Annotated in this window: 15 protein-coding genes; 1 reads left to right on the plus strand and 14 read right to left on the minus strand. The window is 32.5% G+C overall.

The genetic code is table 11. The features are described from left to right. Positions 1–283: 283 nt before the first annotated feature. The 14 genes from HMPREF9402_RS02565 to HMPREF9402_RS02630 all read right to left on the minus strand — a co-directional run bounded on the left by HMPREF9402_RS02565 (position 284) and on the right by HMPREF9402_RS02630 (position 21527). Complete coding sequence (locus HMPREF9402_RS02565) at positions 284–1258, minus strand: 3D domain-containing protein (protein WP_006785184.1); 975 nt, start codon at positions 1256–1258, stop codon at positions 284–286. Positions 1259–1630: 372 nt separating this feature from the next. Further along, entirely contained in the window at positions 1631–4465 is a 2835-nt protein-coding gene (gene uvrA, locus HMPREF9402_RS02570; protein WP_009606387.1) for an excinuclease ABC subunit UvrA, read from the minus strand. Between the two features lie 73 nt (positions 4466–4538). Then, positions 4539–6410, minus strand: coding sequence for a sensor histidine kinase (locus tag HMPREF9402_RS02575; RefSeq protein WP_009606377.1), 1872 nt, complete (start codon positions 6408–6410; stop codon positions 4539–4541). A 95-nt stretch (positions 6411–6505) separates the two neighbouring features. Next, the gene (locus tag HMPREF9402_RS02580; RefSeq protein WP_009606390.1) at positions 6506–7687 is read right to left on the minus strand and encodes a CamS family sex pheromone protein; all 1182 of its coding nucleotides are present in this window, start codon (positions 7685–7687) and stop codon (positions 6506–6508) included. 12 nt (positions 7688–7699) lie between these two features. Beyond that, positions 7700–9688, minus strand: coding sequence for an NAD-dependent DNA ligase LigA (ligA, locus tag HMPREF9402_RS02585; RefSeq protein WP_009606388.1), 1989 nt, complete (start codon positions 9686–9688; stop codon positions 7700–7702). Between the two features lie 55 nt (positions 9689–9743). Further along, entirely contained in the window at positions 9744–11969 is a 2226-nt protein-coding gene (gene pcrA / locus HMPREF9402_RS02590) for a DNA helicase PcrA (protein WP_009606373.1), read from the minus strand. 903 nt (positions 11970–12872) lie between these two features. Continuing rightward, positions 12873–14525: a glutamine--tRNA ligase/YqeY domain fusion protein gene (locus HMPREF9402_RS02595; protein WP_009606383.1), complete on the minus strand. Its 1653-nt coding sequence runs from the start codon at positions 14523–14525 to the stop codon at positions 12873–12875. 91 nt (positions 14526–14616) lie between these two features. Next, positions 14617–15276 carry a B3/B4 domain-containing protein gene (locus HMPREF9402_RS02600; RefSeq protein WP_006785177.1) on the minus strand — a complete coding sequence of 220 codons (660 nt, stop codon included), beginning with the start codon at positions 15274–15276 and terminating at the stop codon, positions 14617–14619. A 67-nt stretch (positions 15277–15343) separates the two neighbouring features. After that, positions 15344–15709 carry a hypothetical protein gene (locus HMPREF9402_RS02605; protein ID WP_006785176.1) on the minus strand — a complete coding sequence of 122 codons (366 nt, stop codon included), beginning with the start codon at positions 15707–15709 and terminating at the stop codon, positions 15344–15346. 411 nt (positions 15710–16120) lie between these two features. After that, on the minus strand, positions 16121–18352 hold the full coding sequence (locus HMPREF9402_RS02610) for an Ig-like domain-containing protein (RefSeq protein WP_229059766.1): 2232 nt from the start codon (positions 18350–18352) through the stop codon (positions 16121–16123). 108 nt (positions 18353–18460) lie between these two features. Continuing rightward, the gene (locus tag HMPREF9402_RS02615; RefSeq protein ID WP_009606385.1) at positions 18461–18823 is read right to left on the minus strand and encodes a DUF2304 domain-containing protein; all 363 of its coding nucleotides are present in this window, start codon (positions 18821–18823) and stop codon (positions 18461–18463) included. 8 nt (positions 18824–18831) lie between these two features. After that, positions 18832–19515: a glycosyltransferase family 2 protein gene (locus HMPREF9402_RS02620; RefSeq protein ID WP_009606376.1), complete on the minus strand. Its 684-nt coding sequence runs from the start codon at positions 19513–19515 to the stop codon at positions 18832–18834. 113 nt (positions 19516–19628) lie between these two features. Further along, positions 19629–20636 carry a glycosyltransferase family 2 protein gene (locus HMPREF9402_RS13915; RefSeq protein WP_009606375.1) on the minus strand — a complete coding sequence of 336 codons (1008 nt, stop codon included), beginning with the start codon at positions 20634–20636 and terminating at the stop codon, positions 19629–19631. 24 nt (positions 20637–20660) lie between these two features. Continuing rightward, on the minus strand, positions 20661–21527 hold the full coding sequence (locus HMPREF9402_RS02630; RefSeq protein ID WP_009606378.1) for a glycosyltransferase family 2 protein: 867 nt from the start codon (positions 21525–21527) through the stop codon (positions 20661–20663). A 298-nt stretch (positions 21528–21825) separates the two neighbouring features. Between HMPREF9402_RS02630 and HMPREF9402_RS02635 the strand changes: the two genes are divergently transcribed. Then, positions 21826–22095: a transposase gene (locus HMPREF9402_RS02635; RefSeq protein WP_009606380.1), complete on the plus strand. Its 270-nt coding sequence runs from the start codon at positions 21826–21828 to the stop codon at positions 22093–22095. Positions 22096–22624 lie beyond the last annotated feature (529 nt).

Here is a 22624-nt window from a genome sequence, read left to right on the forward strand (position 1 = left end):
GTCTAGTCAATATTATTGTATCATAACTCAAACGTATCACAACACTTTTAGCAATTCATGTCAATTTGTTTCTAGGGCTTTTAATATAATAAAAAAGCCTTCTAGCTTTAACAATCATGTTAAATCTAGAAGACTCTTGAATATTTACGCGTCACGTTATGACCATTTTAATGCTTCAGCTAATGACCTTGATATTGATTGTCGTAAGAACTTTCACTAACTGTCCATCCCTCTACAAGCAATTAAAATTGTTAAGTGGCTATAACGCCTCGTAAATGAAAGATTACCAGCCCAATCTGAGGACTTTAGTTTGTTTGTATTTGCGGCCAAAATCCCATGCGTTGGTATTGACCAATAAATCTAAATCATTTCCAGTGATAGCACTTCCTCGGTCAAGAACGATTGCTTTTCCGATTCCATCAATGTCAACAATTGTTCCACAAGGATAATCTTTCCCTGCGGCTACGATACGAAGTTGTCCGTATTCACTATCATTATAGTAAATCGTATTACTAACATCCGTATACGGTTTACATGCTACTCGTGAACCTCCACCAGCACTTTGAACATCATATGCTGTCATATTGGCAACAAATGAAGTAATGGCTCCAGTTCCAACAGCAATTGTGCGTGGTTGACCTTCATCAACTACATTAGTCGCTACTTTAGTTTGTTCAACGTGATCTCCGTTTTTATAAACTTTTTCGTAGACGTGCTCAACTACTTTTGGACTTCCTTCATTCCAAACTTCCTGTTCATTACTAGGAAGTTCATCCGTGTAAACATATTCAGTATCTAAATTTATTTCTTCATAAACAGATTCATACTCTTTTTCAACACGGGTAATTTCAATTTCCATATCACCTTCTACATGAGAAGTTCTGGCAACTGAAATTTCATCATTTGTACTTAGCTCGATACTACGAGCTTTTAATACATCATCGACAGTCGGTTCCGTTGTCATAACAAGAGTTTTAATTCCCCCATCGTTAATTACGACAGGTTGTGCTCTTGTAATATCAATTTCCATACCATCATAAACGCGATCATCAAAACTCACGTTCATATCATCAAAATTTCCAACTCTGATTTTTTGTTCCTTTAAGAACTCATCCACGGTTTGCTGATATGTTGTGAATGTACTTAGCTCTCCATTATCATTGATGTTTACTTCCTTCAAGTTGGATTGCATGACGGCGTAGATACCAACCACTATTACGCATAAAGCTGTAATAAATGCAATTAGGTCTCGTTTCATCTCATGCGCCTGTTGCCTAAAACACTATAGTGAATAATCATTCACCAAGCTCATTTTAGCAACAGTTCACCTCCTTCTTTACGTCCGATAAACAAGCAAGTAATCTTTCTAGCGTGAGCTTACGACTCGCCTATCATAGCACGAGGTCAAAAAAAAGGTCAACACTATCACCGCTTCTAATTCTTGTTTAATACATTTTTTATACAAAAAGAACATAAAAGTATAGTGATTCGGACACATTTCGTTCGTTTTTCGATGATTTTCCTGATTTTTCTAGAACACTTTGTCTGAAATGCGCATTATCGACCGTTTTAAGATGAATTAAAAAAACAAAGAGAGCCTCTTCCTTAAGAAAAAGCTCTCTTTTATTTTCTATCTATTTTGTCTTAGACGATCTCGCTCTAAAACTTTTTTCAAATACTTACCGGTATAAGACTCCTCTACATTAGCAACTTCTTCTGGCGTTCCTTTAGCAACAATCGTTCCTCCACGATTACCACCTTCAGGACCTAAATCAATAATATAATCTGCCATCTTAATCACATCTAAATTATGTTCAATAATAACAATAGTAGCTCCTTCATCAACCATTCTCTCAAGAACCTTTAATAATCGTCTGACATCATCTACATGTAATCCGGTTGTTGGTTCATCCAATATATATACCGTTTTATCTGTTATACGACGATGAAGCTCTGATGCTAATTTAACACGTTGTGCTTCTCCTCCTGATAAAGTAGAGGCTGGTTGTCCTAATTGTAAATATCCTAATCCAACATCGCATAAGGTTTTCAATTTACGAGCAATTTTGGGATGATGTTCAAAGAAATGATACGCATCTTCGACTGTCATCTCTAAAACATCGGCAATATTTTTCCCTCGATACGTGACACTCAAAGTTTCACGATTATATCGTTTACCATGACAAACTTCACAAGGAACATAAACATCTGGCAAGAAGTGCATCTCAATTTTTAGTAAACCATCGCCACGACAGGCTTCACAACGGCCACCTTTCACATTAAAAGAGAAACGTCCTTTTTGATAACCTCGAACTTTTGCTTCATTTGTTGCCGCAAATAAATCTCGAATATCATCAAACACACCCGTATACGTTGCTGGATTAGAACGTGGCGTTCTCCCAATAGGAGATTGATCAATATCAATAATTTTTTCAATAAATTCGAGTCCTTTTATCTCTTTATGAGCGCCAGGCTTATCTTTCATACGATATAATTTTGTCGCAATTGATTTATATAAGATATCATTAATTAACGTTGATTTCCCCGACCCTGATACTCCAGTTACAACATTCATAACACCCATTGGAATTGAAAGGTTAATATTTTTTAAATTATTTTCAGAAGCACCTTTGACTTCAATAAAATTCCCATTTCCTTTTCGACGTTCTTTTGGAAGGAAAATCTGTTTCTTTCCACTTAAGTATTGTCCTGTAATAGATTTATCATTCTTCATCACTTCATCAGGGGTACCTGCGGCTACAATCTCTCCACCATGAATCCCTGCACCAGGACCAATATCGATTAAATAATCGCATGCCATCATTGTATCTTCGTCATGTTCAACCACAATTAACGTATTTCCCAAATCTCGCATCGATTTTAATGTTTCAATTAAACGGTCATTATCACGCTGATGTAATCCGATTGAAGGTTCATCTAACACGTATAAAACACCTGATAAACGTGAACCAATTTGCGTTGCCAAACGAATACGTTGTGCTTCTCCTCCTGATAATGATCCTGCTGAACGACTTAATGTTAAATAATCTAATCCAACATTAACTAAAAAGCTTAATCGTTCTGTAATCTCTTTCAAAATTAAATTTGCAATTAATCTATCTTTATCATTTAAATTTAAGTTTTCAATAAAATCTAATGCTTCTTGAATTGAAAGATCAGTAAAATCATTAATATTTTTTCCATCAATTAAAACAGATAAAGCTTGCTGCGATAAACGTTTACCCTGACACTTTTTACATTTTAATTCAGACATAAAGCCTTCAATCCATTCGCGCATAAATGATGAATTAGTTTCCATATAGCGACGTTCTAGATTATTAACAACACCTTCATAAGTATCAAATTTTTCTTGCTTTATCCCACTCTCAGATTCTAATAAAAAATGAATGGGCTCTGTCGTTCCATATAAAATAATTTGTTTTTCTTTATCTGTTAACTCTTCGAATGGTTTATCTAAATCAATTCCATAATGGCGACAAACGTTATCTAGCATTTTACGGGCATAATTTTCTTCCTTTTCCCATCCTCGAATAGCACCTTGTGCGATTGATAATTTTGGATCTGGAATTAATAAGTCCACATCGATTTTTTTCTGAACACCAAGACCACTACATTCTGGACATGCTCCAAATGGGGAGTTAAATGAAAACATACGAGGTTCTAATTCACCAACAGAGAAATCACAATAAGGACAAGAGAAGTGTTCACTAAATACTAATTCTTCTTCTCCTATCACATCGATTAATACTTTCCCTGCTCCAAGTTTTAAAGCAGTCTCTAATGAATCTGCCAAACGAGCACTTGAATCTGGTTTTATTGCAATACGATCAACAACGACTTCAATTGTATGCTTTTTATTTTTATTTAACTCGATTTCATCATCTAAATCTCTCATTTCACCATCAACACGGACGCGAACATAACCATCTTTTTTTAACTGTTCAAACACTTTAACATGTGTTCCTTTTTTACCTACAATCATGGGAGCTAAAATTTGCATTCTTGTACGTTCTGGGTATTCATATAGACGATCAACCATTTGTTCAACTGATTGAGCTTTAATCTCTACACCATGAACGGGACACACAGGTTTTCCAATACGAGCAAATAGTAGGCGTAAATAATCATAAATTTCTGTAACTGTTCCTACTGTTGAACGAGGATTACGATTTGTTGTTTTTTGATCAATCGAAATAGCTGGAGATAATCCCTCAATAGAGTCTACATCTGGCTTTTCCATATTGCCTAAAAACTGACGGGCATAAGCCGATAAACTTTCCACATATCGGCGTTGACCTTCTGCGTAAATCGTTTCAAAGGCAAGTGATGATTTACCAGAACCTGATAAACCAGTTAAAACAACTAACTGATTACGCGGAATTTCAACATCTATATTTTTCAAGTTTTGTTCTCTAGCACCTTTTACGATAATTTTATCATTCATGATGAGATTCACCTCATTCTTTCTATATCTAAACAAAAATGTTTTTCATAATTTTTAAAACCATATTCAGCATTTAATCTTCGATAATGATTGGAATTTTTGATAAAGGTAAAAACAGTGTAAATGTTGAACCAACATTCACTTGACTCTCTACAATCAGATTCCCTCCCATTACTTCAGCTAATCGTTTTGAAATACTTAATCCAAGCCCTGTACCACCAAACTGTCTAGAAATAGAGTTATTTTCTTGTGTAAAGGAATCAAAAATAGAATTTAACTTATTTTCAGCAATTCCTTTACCGGTATCTTTTACTCGTATACTCAAGTAAACTTCAGTTTCTGTTTGATAATCTAAATCAAAACTAACTTCTATTTTGCCATGCTCTGTGAATTTTAAAGCATTTGACATTAAATTAATAATAATTTGTTTAATCCTTGCTTCATCACCATATAAAACAGAAGGAATTTGTTCATCGATATTTACGACATAATCAAGACTTTTCTTACTCGTATTAATAATAAATAATTCTTCAATGACATGCGCTGTTTGGAATAAGTCGATCGTATCAATTTCTAATTTCACTTTTCCATCCTCTATTACAGAGAAGTCTAATAATTCATCGACTTGTTTTAATAATAAATCACTTGAATGATCAATTATTTCAATTTGTCTTAACTGTTTTGGATTATCAATACTTAATTTTAATAACTGAATATATCCTTTTATCGCATTTAATGGTGTTTTCAATTCATGTGATACTTTTGCTAAGAAATGTGTCTTAGCCTGATTAGCAACTAATGCTTTTTTCCAAGCATACTCAAGTTCCTGACTTTGATTATCTTTTACGGCTAGTAAACGTTCATTCTCTAAATAAGCATTTCTAATTCTTACAAATGAAAAACGCCAACTCGAGTTAATACCAGGTGGAATTGTATAATCTCCTTCTCCACATCGTCTTACATAGTCAACTAATAAATAACAAGGTCTAATGATCACGATAAAAAGTAAATAGGATACAAATAAGAATAAAATAATCAATAAAATAGTACTAAACTCAAATAAACTAATCGTTTGCCTTAATACCATTTCCTGTAGTTCAGCTGTTGAATAAAAATGAACCATTTTAACAATTTCATCTGCTGGACTAAAGCGACTCACATAATACCCCTTATTTGTTAACTCTCTGATAACTAGCTCGATATTATCGGTAGATAACTCTTCAACCATCTCTAAATCAGCACTATCACTTTGAATATAAACATTATTTCCGATGTAATAAATAATATTATCCATTGTCGAAATTAGCGGAATATCTACATAATGAGCCAAATACTCTAACATGATATATCCAATAGGATTTCCCTTGTAGTGGATTTCTTTATAAGTCCTTCCAAGACGTTGATTATCCTTGTCAATCTCTAATATAGTCACACCATTTGTCAACTCTATTTTATCTATATAATCAATCGTCTTTAACTCATCTTCTAATTGATTTGAATTAGAATAAGGTACTAATTCAAAATCGCAAAGATTATATTGTTCCATATACATTTCCTGTAAATCTGACAAAATAATATCTAACTGTTTAAAGGTTTGGAGATAAGCTAATCTTAACACGTTATCGTCTGTTAAAATTTTTGTATTAGATTCTTCTATTTCTTGCAAGATCATATTAATCTGATAATCTGGCAAGGTTTGGTATACCTGATACGAACTCTCATAAAACCCCTCAATTACACTTCCAACTGACAATGTTAAATTCGTATATTTGGTTAAGGTATCATTAATTTCCTCACCAATAGTATTTAAGTTACGATCGATTTCTAATAATTTCTGTGAATAACTTTTTTCATAATTTAAATAAAAATTGACACAAAAAGCACAAACTACGACGACGAACAAAGCCCAAAAAGTCATAGTCAAGCGCCAAATTAATCGTTTCATTTCATCCCTCTATTTCATTTACTCAATCTCTCTAATAGAAATAAAAATAAACTTCTCATTTTATGAATTAGTATACATTCTTCTGTTAGATCTTCTTACTCCCAATTAATTAAATTTACGTCTATATCTTTTTCATTAGCATTACGGGTTAAAATTCCGAAAATTTCTTCAGTTGAACGCACTACGACTGTAATATCATAATAATTAGAGAATGTCTCATTCATTAACTGTGCTAACAACTGATGGAATGATAGCTTTTCAGCTAATCCATAAAAATCAATATTGACAGTAATCTCTAAATTATCTAGCTTATTATCAACATAATGAGCGACTCCGATTACTCCATAATAGTGAGGATAATATTCTTTGATTGTATCTTTGAACTTGACAAACTGTTCAGATAACTCATAATCAATTTCTTGAATTTTACTATCTGGTAATAAATAGTATTGTTCATTAACACTATCCCAGTTTTTAATTTTACTTGAGCCTGATGAAACTAATGTTTTAGCTACCATACGCCCTGGAACGACTGCACTTTGTTCTTGTAGAACATACAATCCGACCATGATATCAACATTTTCAAAACCTTCTTGAGTTCTCAAAATATCAATGGCATGTTGAGCAATCTCTTTTCCTTTTGCAATTAGTTCTTCTTCTTCTAGGACAACGGTTTGTGTATATCCTAATTCTTCATTTTTCCATGTTTGATAAGGATTTAACGCCAGTCCAATTGAAACACCTTTTAACGTTGTTTGATCACCCTCGAGTACAACATAATCTTGTTCTAGTAAATATGATAAATAAACAGGATTTATGGTCAGACCATTAATTTCAATTGTTTCATCAGTTGAAGGATTTAAGCCTAAATCAACATATTCATCATCTTCAGCTAACGCTTGCTCTAACTCTGCTTGCGTTTTTTTCTTTGCTAACATTTGTTTCACAACAGGTTTTGTTAAATACTGTCCCTCTTGGAAATAAACTTCATTCGTATTGAAATAAGACTGAGAATAACGCATTAACGAAAGCTCCATCTCTTCAATATCATATTTATTAGCTAAATAAGAGTAAACTAATCCACGAGTTGGACTTGAAACATATGGAATAATCGTACGATAGTACTGTTCTGTCGCATCATTATATAATGTTTGTTTGGTTGGAGCCACTTGCGAAATATTCTCCTCTTGTACTGCTGGAACTGGAGGTTTTGAACAGGCAACTAATAGTATACTAAGTACAAAAACACTTAAAAATCTTAAATAAATTTTTTTCATTTTTAGCCCCTCCTACTCATTCATCATCGATAAAAACGTTGCTTCATCTAATACTGTCACGCCTAATTGCTGCGCTTTGGTTAATTTAGAACCACTTTTTGCTCCAGCGATTAAATAGTCTGTATTAGAACTAATACTTCCTGAAACTTTCGCCCCAAGCGATTCTAATTTAATGCCTGCTTCTTTTCTCGATAACGTTTCAAGTGTTCCAGTTAATACGACTGTTTTCCCAAAGAATACGTGCTCTGTATTAGCATCAGCTAAACGAGCCCCTTTATATGACATATTTAACCCTAGTTCTTTTAACTGATTAATTAATTCAACATTAGCCGTTTGAGAGAAATAATGAACGATACTATTTGCAATAACATCTCCGACCTCTGCTACTACTTTAAAGTCATCAAATTTTGCATCCATTAACGAATCCATATTTTCAAACTGAGTTGCTAAAACCTTAGCTGTCTTACTTCCAACATGACGAATTCCAAGTCCAAATAATAATTTCTCTAAACTATTTTCTTTACTCGCTTCAATTGCATTTAATAGATTCGTTGCTTTTTTATCTCCCATACGTTCAAGAGGCAATAATTGCTCTTTTGTTAGGCGATAAATGTCTGCAACATTTTCAATTAATTTATGTTCAAATAACTGCTCGACTACTTTGATTCCAAGTCCATCAATATTCATCGCATCACGAGAAACAAAATGACTTAAACTTTCAACAATTCGCGCAGGACAATCAATATTTAAACAATAATAATCCGCTTCACCTGCTTCTCGAACTAATTCACTAGAACAACGTGGACAAGTTGAAATCATTTCAAATGGTATTTCATCGCCATTACGCGCATCAATGACTGGCTTTACAACCTCAGGAATAATTTCTCCTGCTTTTCGAATAATGACACGGTCATTAATACGTATATCTCGTGATGTCACATAATCTTCATTATGTAACGTTGCACGAGAAACTCGAGTTCCCGCTACACGAACCGGTTCTAACACAGCATTAGGCGTTACCATTCCTGTACGACCAACCGTAAATATAATATCCGTTAAAATGGTTTCAACTTCTTCAGCTGGGAACTTATAGGCAATCGCCCAACGTGGACTCTTCACTGTGTTTCCTAACTTATCTTGTTCCTGTAATTGATTCACTTTAATTACAATTCCATCAATTTCATATGGTAAATCAAAACGCGCATTTGTCCAACGGTTAATGTACTCTAAGACTTCATCAATATTTTCGCAGACTTGACGATTTGGATTTACATTAAAACCAAGTTCAGAAATTTTTTGTAAGCTCTCCTCATGTGTTGTACAACCTAAATCAGCCGCACTCGGAACCGCGTAACAAAACATTGCTAAGTTTCGTTTTGCCGCAATACGTGAATCTAATTGACGAAGCGAACCTGCGGCTGCATTACGAGGATTTGCAAATAACTCTTCTCCTTTAGCAGCACGTTCTTCATTTAACTTCTCAAGCGTCGCTTTTGACATATAAACTTCACCACGTACTTCAAGCGGTTGATTATTATTGATATGAAGAGGAATTGTTTTGATTGTTTTTAAGTTTTCCGAAATATCCTCTCCAATGACCCCATCCCCACGTGTTGCCCCTTTAACAAAGGCTCCATTATTATAATGTAGCGTCACGGCTAATCCATCGATTTTCAATTCACAAACATATGTTGCTTTTGGCGATACTTTTTTAACTCGTGTATCAAAATCACGTAAGTCACCCTCATTAAAAGCATTTGAAAGAGATAACATCGGTTTTTCATGTTCAATTTTATTAAATCCTTCTAGAACCTTTCCTCCAACACGAACCGTTGGAGAGGTATTAGACTTAAGTTCAGGATGCTTTTCTTCAAGTTCCATTAATTCCTGCATTAAACGATCGTATTCACGATCGCTAACACTCGGTTTATCTAATACATAATATTCATGGTTATACTGTGTTAAAAGTTTTGTTAACTCTTCAATTCGAAGTTTTTCCATGACTAATCCTCCGTTACTCATATTTACTCTTCTTTATATGTTTAATCATGACTCATTAAGAACGTTTTTTCAAAGCAGGATGTGATCCCATCAACTTTTTAATGCCGTGCGGAGCACTAAAAGCAATTGAAACGACTTCTCCTTTAACTCCTACGACAACGCCTTCACCGAATGATTCATGTTCCACTTTATCGCCACTATTCCAAGAGGCATTATTGTTTAAGCTAATAGTTTTAATGTTACGCTTCGGCTCTTCTTTTTTAGGCTCTAATACTTCACTTAAACTAAATGAAGGACGTGGGCGTGATTGAACGCCTGTTTTATTTAAATACTCTTCACTAATTTCACGAATAAACATTGACTCTGGATTCGCTGTACGATTTCCATACTGATAGCGACTTTGTGCGTTTGTAATAATTAAAATATCTTCCGCACGCGTAATCGCCACATAAGCTAATCGACGCTCCTCCTCTAATTCATCGGCCCCTTCTTCAATCGCAGAACGTAGTGGGAAGACGCCATCTTCAAATCCGCAAAGGAAAACAACAGGGAACTCAAGACCCTTTGCAGCATGAATGGTCATAAGTGTTACTTTTGATTCATTTGATTCTTCTTCCGTTTCAACATCCGTTTGTAACATTAAATCATTTAATAAAATCGTTAATTTAACTGATGTTGGTAAATCTTCAGCACGTTCTTCACTTTCTTCTTCAGCTAAAATTAAATCTAATTCTTGCTCCTCAAAGTGACCTGCCATCGATTTAAACTCTTCTAAGTTATCAATACGGCTATCTGCTTCAATTGTTTTTTCATCTTTTAACATTTGTAAATAACCTGTACGCTCAAGAACCATATCAATTAATTCAACCATTGAATACGTGTCCATTTCCATACGCATCATATAAATCATTGTTTTAAAATCCATCATTTTATTTAATGTTGCTTTAGGAATAACACCTGTTGCATCTTGGATACTTGCCATACATGATAGTTCAGACTCAGCTGCAAAAACTTTAAGTTTATCCACAGACGTTGCCCCAATTCCACGCTTTGGTTCATTAACGACGCGTGCAAATGATAAATCATCATCAGGATTTAAAATTAATCGCAGATAGGCCATTAAATCTTTAATCTCTTTACGTTTGAAGAAACTTTGTCCACCAACTAAACGATAAGGAATATTTTGACGAAGTAGCGCCTGTTCAATCGCACGTGATTGAGAGTTTGTTCGATATAATACAGCAAACTCATGGTATTCATGTGCATCTCGGTGCATATAAGAGATTTTGTCTGCTATATAAGTTGCTTCTACATCACCATCTGTTGCACGGTAATATTCAATAACATCACCAACACCACGATCAGACCATAATTTTTTATCACGACGTCCACTATTATTTTTAATAACATCATTAGCTGCGTTTAAAATCATTTGTTTTGAACGATAGTTTTGCTCAAGTAGAACAACTGTTGCATCAGGATAATCATGTTCAAATGATAAAATATTTTCAATATTCGCTCCACGCCAACTATAAATTGACTGATCAGAGTCTCCTACAACGCAAATATTTCTAAACTTTTTAGCTAACATCTTAACGATGGTATATTGAGCATTATTTGTATCTTGATACTCATCGATATGGATATATTGGAATTTGTTTTGATAGAATGCTAAAACTTCAGGCTCTTTTTCAAATAAATGAACAGTTAACATTAATAAATCATCAAAGTCAACACGGTTATTTTTAAATAATACTTGTTGATATTTTTCATAAACACGAATAACATCTTCATTTTCAAATTCCTTACGCAAATCACGAGGGGTTTTTAGTTCATTCTTCGCATTACTAATTTGATTTAAAAAGTATTTAGGCGACTGACGTTTTGGATCTAAGTTTAATTCTTCCATAACTGTTTTAATGACACTTAATTGATCTGTATCATCTAAAATTCCAAAGTTTAAATCATATCCAATTAAATCGATATCGCGACGTAAAATACGTACACACATCGAGTGGAATGTTGAAATCCAAACATCTTTTCCACGATCACCAATTAGTTTTTCCACACGCTCTTTCATTTCACGTGCAGCTTTATTCGTAAACGTAATTGCTAAAATATTATAAGGAGCTACTAATTTTTCAGACATTAAATAAGCAATACGATGCGTTAAAACACGTGTCTTTCCTGAACCAGCTCCTGCCATAACAAGTAATGGACCTTCAGTTGTCTCAATTGCCTGTTTTTGCTGTGGATTCATATTCTGTAATAAATGATTCATCATTTCACCTCTATATTCAAACATATAATTTTTTAACATTTTTATACTCAGTCTTAGCTTTCATAGTAAGACGTCCTATAGTCTAAGGGATTTAAGTGTGTGATAACACATTCCCCAACTGCTAGGAATAAATTCCCTACATCAAAGAATGATCCTCCGTTAGTAAGCAGAAGTAAAAATTTTTTAACCTTATAAAAATTATTTAGTCTTATATATAAAAATTTCAATTATTTCATATTTAAAGACATTCTGTTTTATTATAACAATTTTAGCTATCAAATTAAACAAACAAATGTTCAAGTTCAGCCATTTTTTGAGAATAAATTTAGAAAAGAGACATATTTATTATTTTACAGTTATTTCAGATTCCTTATTCAACTTTTGATAAATTAGATTCACATCCAAACATTGATAAATTTATACTTATTTAAATTTTAAAAAAAACACTTATTTTATACGTGATCTTAACTTTTAAAACTCGTATTTCCTATAAACTTCCCCCTAATAAAAAAGCTCAACTAGAATAATGCAAATCTTAGAATTGACGACGCGAATTCTAAGATTTTAGACCTCTACCAAATGCTAATTCCCCTGACCATTAAGTAGTAGATTATCTTCGACAATGATTAAGGAACCTCTACAGTTTTATTCACCCTCTGTGTTTTTCATACACATCATTAAAGATAAAGATTAATACTTCGCATAATGGGCCCTCCCCATCAGTGATTAAGCACTTTAGAAAAAAAAAACCACGTTCAATGAACGTGGCCTTATATAAACTTAGCTGTGGGCTTCGATACCTGTCCAACAATAGAGACTTCGTCTAAAAGAAAACACGCTCATGTAGAGCGTGTTTTCTATATAAAAAGCTTAATTACAGGCGGTAAGTCCACTGCCACAGCTTTATAATTTAAAACTTGATTTTAATGATACGATTCGGTTGAATGATAGTTTTCCGTCTTTTGTGCGGATTGGATCCACGTTGAAGTATCCATGGCGGAAGAATTGGAATTTGTCGTGTCCTTTTACATCTTTCATGTTTTCTTCTACGAATCCTTGTACGATTTCTTCAGAGTTTTTATTGATGCGCTCTAAGAATGGTAATCCTTCTGTTTCTTCATTTTCGATTAATAATGGTTCGTATAAATGGAAGTCTGCTGGGATGTTGTGTGTTGCATCTACCCAGTGAATTGTTCCTTTTACTTTACGTCCTGTGAATCCTGATCCTGATTTTGTTTCTGGATCATATGTCGCATGAATTTCAGTGATATTACCTTCTTCGTCTTTAATCACATCTGTACACTTGATGAAGTAAGCGTGTTTTAAACGAACCTCATTTCCAGGGAATAAACGGAAGTATTTAGGAACTGGATTTTCCATGAAGTCTTCTTGTTCAATATAAATTTCACGAGAGAATGGAATTTTACGCATTCCCATTTCAGGAACTTCTGGATTAATCTCAGCGTCTAAATATTCAACTTGTCCTTCTGGATAGTTTGTAATTACAACTTTTAAAGGTTTTAACACTGCCATTGTACGAGGCGCTTTTAATTTTAAATCTTCACGGATGAAGTGTTCTAACATTTGTGGATCAATTGTACTAACCGCTTTAGACAATCCCGCTTCTTGAATGAAGTTGGTAATAGCTTCTGCTGTATATCCACGACGACGAAGTCCTGCAACTGTTGGCATACGTGGATCATCCCATCCACAAACAATCCCTTCATCAACTAATTGTTTTAAATAACGTTTTGACATGATTGTATTTTTCATGTTTAAACGAGCGAATTCAATTTGGCGAGGTTTAGCTTCTGTTTCGCAATTTTCAATTACCCAATCATAAAGTGGACGGTGATCCTCATATTCTAATGAACATAAAGAGTGAGTAATTCCTTCAAATGCATCTTCAAGTGGATGAGCATAGTCATACATTGGGTAAATGCACCACTTATTACCTGTATTATGATGCTCTGTATGTAAAATACGATATAAAGCAGGGTCACGTAAGTTCATATTAGGTGAAGCCATATCAATTTTTGCACGAAGTACGCGAGAACCATCTGGATAAAGACCATTTTTCATATTTTCAAATAACTCTAGATTCTCTTCTACTGTACGATTACGGTATGGAGATTCAACTCCTGGTTGAGTTAATGTTCCACGATTTTCACGCATTTGTTCAGGAGTTTGATCATCAACGTAAGCTTTACCTTTTTTGATTAAATCGATTGCATGTTCATACATTTTATCAAAAGTATCAGAAGCGAATAATAATTGGTTATACTCTACACCTAACCATTTAATATCGTTAATAATTCCTTGAACATATTCTTCATCTTCTTTTACAGGATTTGTATCATCAAAACGAAGGTTCATTTTTCCGCCAAATTCTTTAGCTAATAAATAATTTGTTAAAATCGCTTTCGCATGTCCGATATGTAAGTAACCATTTGGTTCTGGTGGGAAACGTGTAATAATCTCTTTATGTTTACCACTTTCTAAATCCTCTTTCATAATCGTCTTAATGAAGTTTGAATTTTCATTGACCATTTCCATAAAAACACCTCGCTAAGATTCAAAAATTTCCTTTTTATAAAATAAAAATCCATTTCTAGATTATATCATAAGTCTACTTTAGATAGTATCATTATTCCACTAAATCCATTGATAAATTCATCATTTCGCCATACTTAGTAAATAAATCCTGTGCCAACTTCGCATCTTCTTCCAATCCATCAGTTCCATTAAACGATGTAATAAATAATAAAATCTTTTTCGTCTCTTCCGTAATACGAGTTCTTGGCGTATCAGATGTCGGAGTCCCAAAAGGTCCTATCTCATCACAATAGACTGGAATATTTTCGATATTAATTTGGCCACGGCCAATCCCTTCGTAAGCCTCATCTTTTCCTATACGAATCAGCACATCTCCTTGAATTTTATCAAGGTCAAGAACTGCGACACTTCTTTGAGTTTTAACAGATAAAACATTTCCGATATCAACTGCATTATTTACAAAATATAGACCACTTCCTTTAATTAAACGGCGAAGAAGTGCTTCAGTTGATAAACGATAACGTGATGGGTCCTTACCTAATGCCTTATACCCACTACGAGCTGCAGCAATACGTGGTTCTTTTAATAACGTTTCAAGAGTTAATCGATTCATCACGTCTTTTTCCATCTCTAACATTTCATTCTTTAATGCGTCATCTGTTGGTTTAACCGTCATTTCAAATGACATAACCGCTAAACAATATCCCGGAACTTTTTCTTTTAATTGTTGATCTATTTTAATTGTAGTCATGATTTCTCCTCCAAGTTGTCATAATACTTATTATATAACTAAAAAAAGATAGTTTTAAACTATCTTCTTAATTTTTATTAATAGAATCAGCTTCCTTTTGACGAAGTTCATTTTCCATCAAAGCATAAGCTACTGCCAATTCTTTAAGTTTTTGCTCTCGTTCTTTTTCAATACAATATTGTTGAACATACAGTATCATTCCAAACGAAATAATGATTAAGACACTTAGATTAATGATATCCATAAAGGGTTGCTTCATCCCATCAATATAATATTGATTAGAAGATAGAACATAATAAACAACTAAAAATAAAGCATACCACTTCATCCAATTAAATAAATTAGATGGATTAATTTGTGTCACACGAATTTTATTCACAAAAAATAAAAACAAAATTAAAATAGATAAAATCAAAAATACAATAACGACCATAAACATAGCTCCCTCAAATGAGTTTTCCACTTTATGATTCCCAATTAATCTCTATTTTATCCCCATTTTTTTAAAAATCTTCGCTGTGTTAGACAATTTTGTTGGTGGGTAAAAATGCTTAATAGCAATGATTTTAACTAAGAATTTTTAAAGGTGATCTTTGCTTTAAGCGAATGAAGTATTAAAAACAACATTTTCGTCTAACAGAGCCAAAATCTTAAATCTTCCATAGGGATTAATGTTTGTTATAATTTTTTATTCTATATACAAACAGAAATATATTTCACTATTATAAATAAGTCTCAGTACTGAAGTCTTTTTGATCCTTAGGTGTCACTATAGTCCAGTTAAAAGTTTTCCAAGTGTGAAAAACTTTTAACTGGACTTATATATTGGTCGCTTTTCAATATATTATTCTTTAATTTGAATCTTGATTTCACTCTTAACCCCACTATCATCACTTAACAACGTTATTGTCACATCCCCAGGTGATATTCCCTGCACCAATCCATTTTGATCAACTGTAGCAACCTGATCATCGCTAGAAATCCACATCACTTGTTGATTACTTGCATTGCTTGGCGCTACTCCAAATTCTAACTGCATCGTTTTTCCAGTTTTTAAAGATTTGCTATGATTTAAAATTTCCAGCGATTCTACGGGAATGCTAACACGAATATCAAAACTTCCAATAACCTCTCCATCGTGTAAAATACTAACCCGTACAAGTCCTGGATTCAAAGCAGTGATAGAGCTTGGCCCAATTTCTATCACCCCATCAATCGAACAATCAATTTCAACTGCCTCAAAATGATATCCTAAACTTTCTAAAGCTGAACGAATTGGAAGAGAGTCACCGATTCCTAAATTTAAATAAGTCAAAATTTGAGTGGGATTATTGATAGTGGTCTCATTCACTAATAAAAGATCATTACTATCCACATATCCTGCGCTATCTTTAAATACATAGTTTGAATTAATCAAAGCTTGCTGCGTACTAGGTTCAATCGCCATGTCACTTTGAATTTTCAGTAATTCATCACCTCTCTCTAACACTAGGAAAGGATAATTAGAAATCGGTAAATTACTTTTACCGTTGGCTGTTAAGTACACCGTCTTATCGTCGTCCGATAAAACTGGAATCATTTCATTATCCAGCTTAATAGCAAGTTGATAGTAATTATAATCTTTGCCACCTAGCGCTTTATCCATACGATAATACCAACCTGCAATTTTTTCACCCCAATACGGATCAGAAGCATACTTCACATTCATACCACTTGCCTTGTTTCCAACATGGGCACCAAAATATCTAAAATCATCAAGCGCATCTGTGTATCCCCAAGACATATAACGCTGCGCGTGATAATAGACTCCATTTCGTACACTCGTGAACATCGTTGCATTTCCATAAGGATTGTTATCCGTTGCATTCATTCCAAACGTATTATTCTTTTCAATTGAAATCTTACTTCGACCTTGACCACTTTCATGAAGCGCCATTGAAAATTCAAGACCACCATTGATTCCAAACTCTTCTTGGGCTGCAATAAAACTTTCACCCTCACCAACTAACTGACTTTCGTTAGTATTTGCAGGATAGCTAGTCGGTTTTAACGTATAACCAAGTTCATTTAAATAGGTATTTAACTCATCAAAGCTATAATTAGTTTTTGAACGATAAGGTAGATACTGAAAATAATTATAATAAGGATCATCCAAATTCAAAGCATACTGCTTATCAGCTGTAATCTTAGTCCAATCATCATAAAAATAGTTGCCATCATAACTATAATACTTCTGATTCTCAACCATAAAATCAGGTGCTTTCCCAATAATGACTGATGACGAGGCTAATTCATCACGCACATCCTTAGAAATATGATGAACTAAGTCCTCCCCCATCACTTCATAATAAGAAACGTTTTGAACCTGATTGCTAGGAACAATATTTACCCACGTTTCACTACCACTTGGTGCATCATACAGCACATGTCTTGAAATCCATCCATCATATCCAGACATATAAACCTGGAAATCATCCTGTGATTCATCAAGCAAAAAAGCATCATCAATATAACACGCATTAATATAAGTATCTTGCTTAGCATTCGAACCAGCACGACTTTTTAAATTATGATTCGCACCACAAGACGTCGTTTTAAACTGAATAATAGCAGGAGTAAATGACATCACAATCATTCCATCATTTAAAACAACCGGAATATCCTCAAACACTAAGTTTCCCACACGTTCCTTAACCTGCTTCGCTTCATCAAACGTTTCAACACAAGCAACATGTTCAAATGTTCCATCAGACCTAGACATTGCAACCTCATAAAAATAAGGATCACAATAAGTACTCACCGTTTTCATACGAGTGGTTTCTTTTGCACTACTAGAGACTGTATTAATACTGTAATAATAATACGGACTAAATAAATCCATCAAAGATTCAAGAGAAAATAACTGATCAATTACCTGATGATAATTGGTTAATCCGCTAGGCGTATAACTTTCAAGTCTTTTTACTACTTCATCTACTGTTAAGTTAGGCTGATAATTAGTTTCTGCTAAAATTTCATCCTGATCCTTCAATATACTAAAAACGAATATCAACCCTATAATGAATATTTTTTTCATCATCCCGCTCCTAAAACAGACTTATGTTGACTTTATATTCCTTATTATACCACCGATGAAAAAATTTAATGTATACAAAACAAAAAAATCTCTAATTGGATATACCAATTAGAGATTTTTATTCTCCTTAATATTTTTCTCTAATATTGCAACCTTATGAGTTAAATCTTTAAGTTTTTCATGGTGTTGACTTAATTTAACAGATAGGCCAAATACAATAAAAAGTAGAAAAGCGATAATTGAAGTAAAAATTAAATTAGCAGCAGACATAAATCCTATTATTTCTGCTAATTTGGCTGGAATCCATGGGATGACACTAAGTAATAACAATACAATACTGCCAATAATCCATACAATCATATCATCAATACGAACATTTGATTTTCTTATCTTATAAATAATGTATAAGTAGGTACCCAGCGAACCTAAGACTAAACATACTTGAAGTTCCGGTGAAATAATACGTCCCATAAAAATCCCTACTTTCTAAATCCCTGAACTAATAAAATACTTGTTAACATTCGCATCATATAACGGATACTATTCGTAAACCCTAAATAACTAGTCCCTTCAATTCGCTCATCCATTTCAACTTGAATTTCTTTTACAACAGCACCTTTTCTTATTTGATAAGCTATTGTATCTGGTTCAGGAGGATAGTTCATATTAAATGCAAATTCTTGAATTAACTTACGATTAATGGCTCGCATTCCACTCGTCGGGTCTTGTACTAAAACTCCAGTTGTTAATGCGATTGATAACGTAATTAATCTAGATCCTACCATTCTCATATTCCAAGGTTTTTTTGCATTTACAAAACGCGATCCAATGGCAATATCCGCACCATTTTTTATTTCTTGTACTAATAATGGAATATATTCAGCACGGTGTTGTCCATCACCATCATACTGTATGGCAACATCATAACCATGCTCGTAGGCATATTTATACCCGACTTGTACAGCACTCGCCAAGCCTAAATTAATAGGTAAATCTATAAAATTATAGTTATTTTTTAAACATACTTTTCTCGTTTTATCACTCGAACAATCATTAACAACTACATAATCACATTCAGGAAGATTTATTTTTAAATTTTCGACAACACGCTCAATATTTTTTTCTTCATTAAATGCTGGGATTATAAGTAAAGTTTTTAGCATATATTTTTCTCCCTTTATAATCACTTCTCTATCTCATTTTTTGTCATATATTATCATTAATTATAGCATATATAATGTAATATATGCTTTTATTCTTTTTTCATCTTAATTAATTACCATCTTTTTAGTGGTTTATTTAGCTTTAGATAAGCTATGTATAACAATAAAATAATATCAAAGAAATTTAAGTAAAACATCTTTAATCCAATAAATTTAAAAGCAGTAAATAAGCTTTTATCTTTTATAACATATTGAAAAGAAAAATACTTATTACATTGATACGCCTTAAACTTTGAGCTCATGTATTGTCGTGTTTGAGAAATTAATTTATGCCTTCTAAAAATATTTTTTTCACTGCTGCATCTTGATAAATGACCAAATACTAAATGCATAATAAAATAATACTCTATCTCCATATAATTATTTTTAAATAAGTTATTTTGATTACAAAAATCATAGATATGGTTAAATACCGAGAATATATCTTCCACACGATTATCATATAAATTAATAGAAGAATTGGGTCTTTGAACATAATAATATAATTCTTCAGTTATCCATCCTATTTTATTAGATATAAATAAAAATGGAATAACCGCCTCTAAATCTTCGTACCATAACCCTTCTGAAAATTTTATATTATATTCATTCCAAATAGATTTTTTATAAAGTTTATTCCAAGGACTTGTATTAATATCCAATTTGTTTGGTTTACTTTCCTTCATCTCACTAAATAAAATTCTTTCCTGTTCATCCACTCTATAATATGAGGATATGACCAAATCATAATCACCGCTAATAGCCTTTTGATATAACGTCTCATACATTGTTGGTGAGACATAATCATCACTGTCTACGAATCCAATATATTTTCCAGTTGCAAATTGTACGCCATAATTACGGGCCCTTCCCTGGCCTCCATTACTGACACTATATACTTTTATTATTTCTGGATATTGATATATAAATTCATCCAAAATCGTTTTAGTATTATCTTTCGACCCATCATCAATTACAATTATTTCTAAACTATCTAATGTTTGATTAACTAATGAATTTAAACACTTTCTTATATACTCTTCTCCATTATAAACTGGGACAATTACACTAACCTTAATCATATACTTTTACCACGCTATTCTTTTTTAAATTTCTTTACTTTTATAATATTTAATTAGATTTTTAAATGAATCACTATTATTTTTAAATATATATTTTCGCTTTATGTGATTGTTTTGAGTAATCTTGGTTACTGTGCTTCCATGGTCATGTAATACTTGGGTTTCAGGAAAATAAATTACCTTTGCTTTTGAACGTAAGCATCTTAATGCTAAAAAATCTTCTTCTAAATACATAAACGTTAATTCATTAAATGGTGATCTAAATTTCTCTATAAATCTATCAGAGAATACTAAAGCACTCCCATGTAATTTAGAAACTTCTTGAATCTCATTTATTATGACTTGAGAATTTTTTTTCCTATTTATAGTGTTAAGTGCCCAAATAGCTAATTTATGTAAAATGCTATCTAAGTAAAGAATATTAAGTATCTCATAGATTTTATAAATAACATAATATGTATATAACCATGCTAAATTATAATTTACTTTGGGTAATGGGTTTTGATGTTCTTGAGTATCTAGCCTCCAGATATCTGGTCCCATTACATCAAAATTTAAATAATCCCATTTTTCTATAGTATTAAACGTTAGATTATTATTTAGATATATATCATTATTAATAACAAAATAATATCTAGTTTTAAACTTTTCTTTTGCAAAATTAATACCAAAATTATTTCCTTTTGCAAATCCTAAATTTCTTATTGTTTGAATCACGTACACATTATCATTCATTCTATATTTATCACAAATTATTTTATAAGCATCATTACTAGAGTGATTATCTACAACTACGATCTTATAATCTATCTCACTAAATTTCTCAATACTTTTGATACTTTCAATTGTTTTTTCATATAGATTATATTGTAAAATAATAAAACTTATCATCTTTAAGCCCCCTAATTTAATCAACAAAATACTATTATCTATTTTATCATAATACCAATTGTTATCCTTTTAAAAAATTATTTAATTCTTCATTGAACTAAAAAAAGACATCCTATAAATTGAAGTAGTACCTATCAAGTAGAAAGTTACTAAAAAGCGAATTTATACGTCATGAAGTCTATCCATAATAAATTCCGTATTTATTTTGTATTATAACAATTGGTATGGTGCTAGTATAGTTTTATAGATACACTTAATTTAAGTCGTTACAATAGACTTAATAAAAGGATTTATCTGTATGAAAAAATATAATTCTGAATTTAAATCAATGGTTGTTGAACTCTATAAAACTGGACATGCTGTCAAAATTTTTAGTCGTGAATGTGGTATATCTGAAGTAACTATTCATAAGTGGATTAAACAACTTTCTCTGATTGCCTCAATCGATGATACTGAATTGACATTAGAAAAATTTAAACATATAAAGAAATGTTACGTTTACAGGAGGAGAGTGAAATTCAAAAAAGGCTATGACTATATTCGTAAGAAAGAAAGTAAACCAGTCTAAATTATACCAGTTTATTGATCAACATTGTTCAGAACATGATGTGAAGCAACTTTGTAAGGTATGTTCCAAGAAATACTTTTTATCAATCTAAGCATCAAAGTGAGCCTAAATAAAGACGTGAAAATCAATAACTATTTGAGCATATTAAGAAAATTTTTTGAAAGCAAGCGTTGATACAGTGAAATTAAGGTACATCGTCAATTGCTTAAAGAAGGATGGTATGTCAGCTAGAAACGTATCCAACGATTAATGAAGTCAGCTGGATTAGCCTCTATTTATTCAAAAGAAGGATACCCTTATAAACAATCTAATGAACTTGTTTTAGAACATGATGACATTCTATAACACAGGACTTTTCAACGATCTCAATTAACCAAAAATCGATATCAGATATTACTTATATTCACGTTCAAGAAGAAGGTTGGTGCTATTTAGCATCAGTAATGGATTTACGTTCAAAAAAATTTATTAATTATCACTTTTCTCAACAAATGACAAAGTGTATTGTTATTTAAGCTTTAAACAATGC

This window comes from Turicibacter sp. HGF1, from assembly GCF_000191865.1.
Lineage (GTDB): Bacteria > Bacillota_I > Bacilli_A > MOL361 > Turicibacteraceae > Turicibacter > Turicibacter sanguinis.